General features: G+C 47.4%; 2 protein-coding genes and 1 pseudogene. 1 reads left to right on the plus strand and 2 read right to left on the minus strand.

The window, feature by feature from the left end:
* The coding region (locus J5224_RS25135; RefSeq protein WP_264627936.1) for a hypothetical protein at positions 1–584 on the plus strand (584 nt) is incomplete at its 5' end.
* Between the two features lie 78 nt (positions 585–662).
* Here the strand turns inward: J5224_RS25135 and J5224_RS25140 are convergent.
* Together J5224_RS25140 and J5224_RS25145 are read right to left on the minus strand one after the other, a co-directional pair.
* Positions 663–1259 carry a hypothetical protein gene (locus J5224_RS25140; protein WP_264627937.1) on the minus strand — a complete coding sequence of 199 codons (597 nt, stop codon included), beginning with the start codon at positions 1257–1259 and terminating at the stop codon, positions 663–665.
* A gap of 95 nt (positions 1260–1354) precedes the next feature.
* Positions 1355–2288 (minus strand): annotated as a pseudogene (locus J5224_RS25145) (hypothetical protein); the annotation flags it as partial.

Raw genomic sequence — 2288 nt, forward strand, 5'->3', positions numbered from 1 at the left:
ATATCCTTAGCTATTCCATCAGTTACGGTCGCGGTGATTACCATTATGAAAAGCAGTTTGAGATAGAAGTATCGGATAAAGGACTGTCGGCCCCCAAAGAAGTACCCGCAACCACCGTCAGAGACTACGATGAAGAAGGTAGTGAAACGTGGACGGGATATTGTGGTATTGTAACCTGTACCAGCCGAGGCGGTTCTCCCGATGGGAAATGGCGTATTGCGGCGACTGACAGTATTTTCTATTTTCCTTCAGATCGCCCCGATCTCGGTGTTGATGTTTTCCTGCCTCAATTAGATCCCAATGAGAATAAATCATCCCAATGGGAGTATGATCGTCGCTATACCTGGGGGGATAAAAACGCGTTCTATTTTGACAATGACGGCGGTGTTGCCTGTGTTTGGAAAACCGATATCGAGAAGAAAACCACGACAAGAATATTACCCGTTGAAGGCCTGGTGCACCCTTACTATATAAAATACAAGGGTAAGGATTACATTGTTGCCAGACACCTATCTTATGAGGGTGAGTATGGTAACAGGGGCAGCGATGGTTATCTTGATGGATACTATATCGCTACGGAATAGTTAAGTAATTTATAGGTAATAGAAAGAGCCTTTTCCGGCAATGGCGCGAGATTTCGCGCCATATTTATTTGAAACGGTTTAGTGGCTTGCTTCCTGTGCTCTATAGGATGAGGCTTCAAATCTTTTTTTAAGCTCATCCATGACGGAGTTATATTTCGGTGTTGTTTCGGGTTTAATGCTCTTCTTTTCACGTACCATTGGTGCTGAGTTTACTGTATCCGTCTGGATGATTCTTGGCGGTACATACGATGCCGGCGGCATAGGGGGTGGCGGCGGTATTCCCGTTTTACTCGGTGTTACGGGCGCTGGCGGGATGAATGTGCTCATCGCGATAGGCGCTGGCGCAGGAGTTGCGACGAGAGGTTTTTTAATCGGCGAAGGGGTACCTGTGGCTAAATTACGGCTCAGAAGCTGTAGGAATTTACTGTGTTCGCTCGCGAAATTATCTGACTGTTTCCGCGCATAAATAATGCTGAGTTCACTGAGCGGCAGTTGTTTGGTCGGCACGGTAGATGATGCATAGGATGAAGGTGTAAATTTTATTGCGCTGTTTGATGCTTTTTTAACATCATGTTTAATAACGCCAGCAGCCGTATTTTTTGTCAATGATGGCGGTAAGGGTTGCATGAAATTTTTCATTAATGTGCTAATGTTCTTTGATATTGCTGCTCGCATGTGGTCTCCTGAGTGCTGGATGAATATTGAAGGTTAAGCAGAATATTAATTAAGTGAGCGTTATGCCGCTTCAATAATCTGCTGAACCTATAGTCTTAATAAGAAACGAATCCTTCAAAACGCGTAGAAATCTTCGTCAGGCTGTCGTCGAAACGATCGGGGGAATATTTCATTAAATTTTGTAGTTTAGCGTTTAATGCCGAGTCGTTATCACTATCAGCGGATGGCAAGCTCTCAAGCTTGGGTTTTAAATTCCTTGATAACGTCTCTATTTCTGCCATTAGCTGGTGATGAGCATGTTTTGACAGTTGGTCTTTAATTTCCTGGTTCATCAATGCGTCGGGATAGTGTTGCGTTACCGCGTCTAAGGCTGGTCTGATATAGGGATTCGCGCCAGCTCCCTTCGGTGTGAAGGCTTCATCGCTGTGTGGTGTCTCGCCGGAAAGGCCTGCATCCTGTGCGGCGCTGCCTAAGGTATGCAGATAGGCGTTACGAATGCCGTCACAAAGCCCTTTATGGTAGGCAATTTGCGCGGCGGCCGAGAGAACGTTTCCATCATGGCGTGCGTGGCCCTTGGTTTTTAAGAGATGATTGAGCACGGCGTTGTGGGTAACGGTTTCAAGCTCGGTGTGTGGATACGGCATGCTACTTGCGCGTGCGTCAGCGGAACCCCGTTGATGCTGTGTGATTTCTTGCTTTACGGCGTTAAGCGCCTTTAGCGATCCCGTGGCCAGACTGGCATTGCGTCCTTTCTGATAGGCTGTGGCAACTGCGTCTTGCAGACTGTGATTGAACAAACTGCGGCCCGCAATGTTGACTATCCCTTTTTGCAGCACATTGACGATGTGGCCCATTCCCAACGCTTTCACGAATGGTTTGTTTTTTAGTTGCTCCAGCTTGTCTAATGCGCCTGTGACTTTGGTATTGGGGTGTTGTGGCGGTGAGGTGTGAGCACCAGAGAGCGCCTGGCGAATGGATTGCTGTGTGTCAGCGGGGAGGGGGCTGAGCAGTTCATCCTGAACCGGTTTG

This window comes from Candidatus Symbiopectobacterium sp. NZEC135 (genome assembly GCF_025962695.1).

Coding starts and splice junctions, on each gene's coding strand:
- J5224_RS25140 (WP_264627937.1), bottom strand. CDS start 1,259: ATGCGAGCAGCAATATCAAAGAACATTAGCACATTAATGAAAAATTTC.